At 74.1% G+C, this 4,707-nt stretch carries 3 protein-coding genes and 1 pseudogene; 2 read left to right on the top strand and 2 right to left on the bottom strand.

Annotated elements, in window-relative coordinates; all coding sequences use genetic code 11:
- Nucleotides 1–160: 160 nt before the first annotated feature.
- Nucleotides 161–1,714, bottom strand: a complete 1,554-nt coding sequence (locus AB0E14_RS39335; RefSeq protein ID WP_362430272.1) for a tetratricopeptide repeat protein — start codon at nt 1,712–1,714, stop codon at nt 161–163.
- A 98-nt stretch (nt 1,715–1,812) separates the two neighbouring features.
- Here AB0E14_RS39335 and AB0E14_RS39330 point away from each other — a divergent pair, with 98 nt between their 5' ends.
- Nucleotides 1,813–3,192, top strand: coding sequence for an FAD-linked oxidase C-terminal domain-containing protein (locus AB0E14_RS39330; RefSeq protein ID WP_362430269.1), 1,380 nt, complete (start codon nt 1,813–1,815; stop codon nt 3,190–3,192).
- Nucleotides 3,193–3,254: 62 nt separating this feature from the next.
- On the opposite strand, the gene AB0E14_RS39325 is transcribed toward AB0E14_RS39330, so the two are convergent.
- Complete coding sequence (locus AB0E14_RS39325) at nt 3,255–3,746, bottom strand: SsgA family sporulation/cell division regulator (protein ID WP_362430266.1); 492 nt, start codon at nt 3,744–3,746, stop codon at nt 3,255–3,257.
- Nucleotides 3,747–4,043: 297 nt separating this feature from the next.
- Between AB0E14_RS39325 and AB0E14_RS39320 the strand changes: the two are divergent.
- Nucleotides 4,044–4,436 (top strand): annotated as a pseudogene (locus AB0E14_RS39320) (DUF2510 domain-containing protein); the annotation flags it as partial.
- Nucleotides 4,437–4,707 lie beyond the last annotated feature (271 nt).

Below are 4,707 nucleotides of genomic sequence, written 5' to 3'. Positions count from 1 at the left end.
GCCGGCGACGCGGCGGCGCCACCGTCTGTGACCGCGCCCTCCGTCTCGGACCGCGCGCGCCGTCTCCGGCCGCGCCCTTCGTCGCTGACCGCGCGTCCCGGTCCTGACCTTGCGCCCCTGCCCCGACCGGGCGCCGCGTCTCCGACCGTGCGCCCCGGTCCTACCCGGGCGACCGTTGCGTCGTCGGTGCCGTGCGGGGAGCCGGTGTCGGCGCGCCCGCCGCCTCCGCGGGAGCGGGCTTCCCCGCGCCCGGCCGCTGCGACGAGCCCGACGCCTCCGAGGAGCCCGAAAGCTTCCCCGGCTTCGCCGGACGCGGCGCCCCCCGTTCCGGCTCCGGTTCCCGCTGCAGTTCCTTCGGCAGGACGTCCGGCGGGTCGCCCAGCGCCGTCACCGCCTCGCGGGCCTTCGGGGCGAGCAGCGGCGAGAAGGCCGGGTTGATGCGGAGCGCCTCCGCCAGATGGCGGCGGGCCGGGCCGAACGCCTCCACCGCGCGCTCGATCTCGCCCCGGTGGTACGAGAACAGCGCGCTGCGCAGCCCCTCGTCCGTCGCCCTCTTCGCGTACTCCAACGCCTCCTTCGGCTCCCCGGCCCGGAACAGCGCCCACCCCAGCGCGTCCGCCACCTGCACCGACCGGTGCCCGCGCGCCCACTCCGCCTTCAGTCGCCGCACCGCCGCCGCCGGGTCGCCGTGGTCCGCCTCGTAGAGGCCGAGGACGACCTCCGCGCCCACCCACGCCCGCGTCCGCAGCAGCGCGTACTGGCTCCGCGCGTCCCCGTCCAGGCCCAGCGACTCGTAGAGCTCGCCCGCCTCCAGGACGTACTCCGGGCGCGGCAGCCGGGCCAGGGCCGCCCGGTAGTCGGCAAGCGCCTCGTCCGTGCGGCCGAGCGCCGCGAGCGCGCGGGCCCGCCCGGCCAGGGAAGGACCGTGCTCCGGTACGAGCCGCAGTGCCCTCCCGTACTCCTCCACGGCCTCCGCGGGCTCACCCCGCTCCCACGCCAGATCCCCGAGCCGCGCCACCGCCGCCGCCTTGTCGGCGCCCGACTCGGCCTGCGCGACCGCGTCGTTCGCCGCCGCCGCGGCGTCCTCGCGCCAGCCCCGGTTGCGGTACATCTGCGCCGTCCGCGCGCTCACCGCCGCGCCCGAGTGCAGCTCCTCCAGGGTCGCGAGCGCCTGCTGCGCGGCCTTGTACTCGCCGAGCCCGTTGTACGCGTCGATCAGCACCGGGTACGCCGACCAGCGCTTCGGGTCCTCCTTGCGGACCGCCTCGCCCCAGGTCCTGGCCGTCCGCCAGTCGCCCCGCGCGTTCGCCAGGGCGCCGAGCCCCAGCTGCGCGTCGACGTTGCCGCGCGCGGCGGGCCGTACCTCCAGCGAGCGCTTCAGGGCGTGCTCGGCGCGCGGGAAGTCGGCGGTGTCGGCGCGCCGCGCGCCCCGCTCGGCGTACGCCGTCCCCAGCACGGCCCATGACGCCTCGTCCGCGGGATGGTCCTTCAGCCACTTCTCCCGGTCGCCGATCAGCGCGGCCAGGTCGGGCAGCGAGGCCTGCGCGCCCGCGTTCGCCGCGAGGACCGCGCGGTCGGCGGGGCCGGGCGGACGCGCGGGCCCCTGGTCGAACAGGCCCGGTGCCAGCTCGGGGGCGTAGAGCAGCGCCGTCGCCGCGAGCACCGCGCCCACCCCGGCGGCCAGGACCGACCGCGACACGTTCTCCGTCTTCATGCCGCTCACTGTGCGCCCGTCGCGGCGCCTGTACGAAGAGCACACAAGGTCGACGGCGGCGGGTTCACACCGATGGCCCCGAGTGCCAGGCTGGACGCATGGACGATCTTCTGACGCGGCTCCACGCGGACCTGCGTGCGGGCCTGCCCGCCGAGGCGCTGATCACCGACCCGGACGTCACCGCCTCCTACGCGAACGACATGGCGAGTTTCTGCGCGGCCGGCGATCCCGCCGTCGTGGTGCTCCCGCGCACCGTCGAGCAGGTCCAGCACGTGATGCGCACGGCGACCGCGCTACGCGTCCCGGTCGTCCCGCAGGGCGCGCGCACCGGCCTGTCCGGCGCCGCGAACGCCTCCGACGGCTGCATCGTGCTCTCCCTCGTCAAGATGGACCGGATCCTGGAGATCAGCCCGGTCGACCGGATCGCCGTCGTCGAACCGGGCGTCGTCAACGCCGTCCTGTCCCGGGCCGTCGACGAACACGGCCTGTACTACCCGCCGGACCCGTCGAGTTGGGAGATGTGCACGATCGGCGGCAACATCGGCACCGCGTCCGGCGGGCTGTGCTGTGTGAAGTACGGGGTGACGGCGGAGTACGTCCTCGGTCTCGACGTGGTCCTCGCCGACGGGCGGCTGTTCTCCACCGGCCGGCGCACCGCCAAGGGCGTCGCCGGATATGACCTGACCCGGCTCTTCGTCGGCTCCGAGGGCAGTCTCGGCATCGTTGTCGGGGCGACCCTCGCGCTCCGTCCGCGTCCACCGCGCCAGCTCGCCCTTGCCGCCGAGTTCCCCTCTTCGGCGGCCGCCTGCGAGGCCGTCTGCGCGATCATGGAGCGCGGCCATACGCCGTCGCTGCTCGAACTGATGGACGGCACCACCATCCGTGCCGTCAACAAGCTGGCGAACATGGGGCTGCCCGACACCACCGAGGCGCTGCTCCTGTGCGCCTTCGACACCCCCGACCCCGCCGCCGATCTGGCCGCCGTCGGGGAGCTGTGCGCGACGGCCGGGGCCACCCAGGTCGTACCGGCGGAGGACGTTGCCGAGTCCGAACTGCTCCTCCAGGCACGCCGTCTTTCGCTCACCGCGCTGGAGACGGTCAAGTCCGCGACGATGATCGACGACGTGTGCGTACCGCGTACGAAGCTGGCCGCGATGCTCGACGGCACGGCCGCCATCGCCGCCAAGTACGACCTGACCATCGGCGTCTGCGCGCACGCGGGCGACGGCAACACCCACCCCGTCGTCTGCTTCGACCACGCCGACGAGGACGAGTCGCGGCGGGCCCGGGAGTCCTTCGACGAGATCATGGCGCTCGGCCTGGAGCTGGGCGGCACGATCACCGGCGAGCACGGTGTGGGCGTGCTGAAGAAGGAGTGGCTGGCGCGGGAGTTGGGACCGGTCGGGGTGGAACTGCAGCGCGGCATCAAGCAGACCTTCGACCCGCTCGGGATCCTGAACCCCGGAAAGCTCTTCTGACCTTCTGGCCTCTGCCGGCCCTCTCGCCTCTGTTGACCCTCTCGCCTTCCCGAGGGCGGCGCTCACGCCTCGCCGTCCTGGGACTCGTCCGACGGCCACGGGTCCCGCAGCCACAGGTCGTCGGCGACCGAGGTGGTGGCGAGCAGTTCGGCCAGTCCCTCGTCGATGCCGAGCTGCTCGGACTCGGTGCCCGGCGGGACGGCGCGCAGGGTCCGCTCCAGCCAGGCGGACACCTGCGCCGAGGGCGCCTCCAGGAGCGCGTCGCCGTCGGGGGAGGAGAGCGCCATCAGGACCACGTTGCGGCCGTCGACCTTCGTGGGCCAGATCCGGACGTCGCCGTGGCCGCAGGGCCGGAAGACGCCCTCCACGAGCAGCTCACGGGCGAAGGTCCAGTTGACCGGGTACTCCGAGCCGATGTGGAAGGTGATGTGGACGGCGTACGGGTCGTCGGTGCGGTAGACGAGACGGGCCGGGACGGGGATGGAGCGCTCGGGGGAGAGCACCAGCTTCAGCTCCAGCTCGCGCTCGACGACGGTGTTCTCGGTGTTCTGCATGGCGGTACGTCCTCTCGGGTGTGGGGCCCCGGGTGGGCCTTCACAGGGAGAGAGCGGGGCGGATGCGTGCCATTACGCGACTTCGGGAAAGTTTTTTGAAGAGATTCCGCGAGGGAATCCGCGGGAGCGGATCGACGGCCTGAACGTGACGGTGAGTCGCGGGTTCCGTGGGTATGTCGCTCGAAGGCGGGTTTCTCGCGGCCTCGGTCTTCTTGCGGCGCCGTTCTTCGTTACTGTCCTCCTTGGGCCCGCGGGCCCAAGGTCGTAGAAGCGTCGTCACGGAACGGAGTCGGGGCAGTGGCTACTCCTCCTGGAGCCGGCGGGGAGGTCCCGCAGGCCGGGTACTACCCGGACCCCTCCATTCCCGGATACATCCGGTACTGGAACGGGGGCGCCTGGGTACCCGGGACGAGTCGGCCCGCTCCCAAGGACGGCGAACTCGCGCCGGCCGCCCCCGCCTCGGCCGTGCCCGTGGCGCCGGCGCCGCTCCCGAGCCCGTCACCCGCGCCCGTGGTGCCCGCGGTGGAGGAGACAGGACCTCACTTCTTCGACGAGGAGCCCCTCGCGGCCGGCGTCGAGCCCGAGCCGGCCTCCGCGTGGCAGGCGGACGCCTCCCGGCAGACCGGTTTCGGCGGCGACCGCGACCAGAAGGTCTCCTGGGGCGCGCCCGAGCCGTCGACGCCGGCCGCCGCGTCCGGTGCCGTGTCCGTCCCCTCCGCGGGTCCTTCCGCGGCCCCCTCCGCCGGTCCGGTCCCCGGCGCGCCGGACCCCCGTGTGTCGGGGAACCCCGGGCCGCAGGCCCGGCTCGGCGGGATGCCGGTGACCCCGGCGGCGCAGCCCGCCGACCCGACGGGCGGCGCGCTCCCCGGCGTACGCCGGCCGATCCCCCGAACGGTCATGTCGAATCCAATCGGCCACGGAAGAAGTAAGGAGACGGACCACCGCTCACCCGGTCCGGCCC

It is taken from the genome of Streptomyces sp. NPDC047981 (genome assembly GCF_040653315.1).
Lineage (GTDB): Bacteria > Actinomycetota > Actinomycetes > Streptomycetales > Streptomycetaceae > Streptomyces.
The sequence above is the reverse complement of the archived record's forward strand: the minus strand, read 5'-3'. Positions and strand labels throughout refer to the sequence as shown.

Coding starts and splice junctions, on each gene's coding strand:
- AB0E14_RS39335 (WP_362430272.1), bottom strand. CDS start 1,714: ATGAAGACGGAGAACGTGTCGCGGTCGGTCCTGGCCGCCGGGGTGGGC.
- AB0E14_RS39330 (WP_362430269.1), top strand. CDS start 1,813: ATGGACGATCTTCTGACGCGGCTCCACGCGGACCTGCGTGCGGGCCTG.
- AB0E14_RS39325 (WP_362430266.1), bottom strand. CDS start 3,746: ATGCAGAACACCGAGAACACCGTCGTCGAGCGCGAGCTGGAGCTGAAG.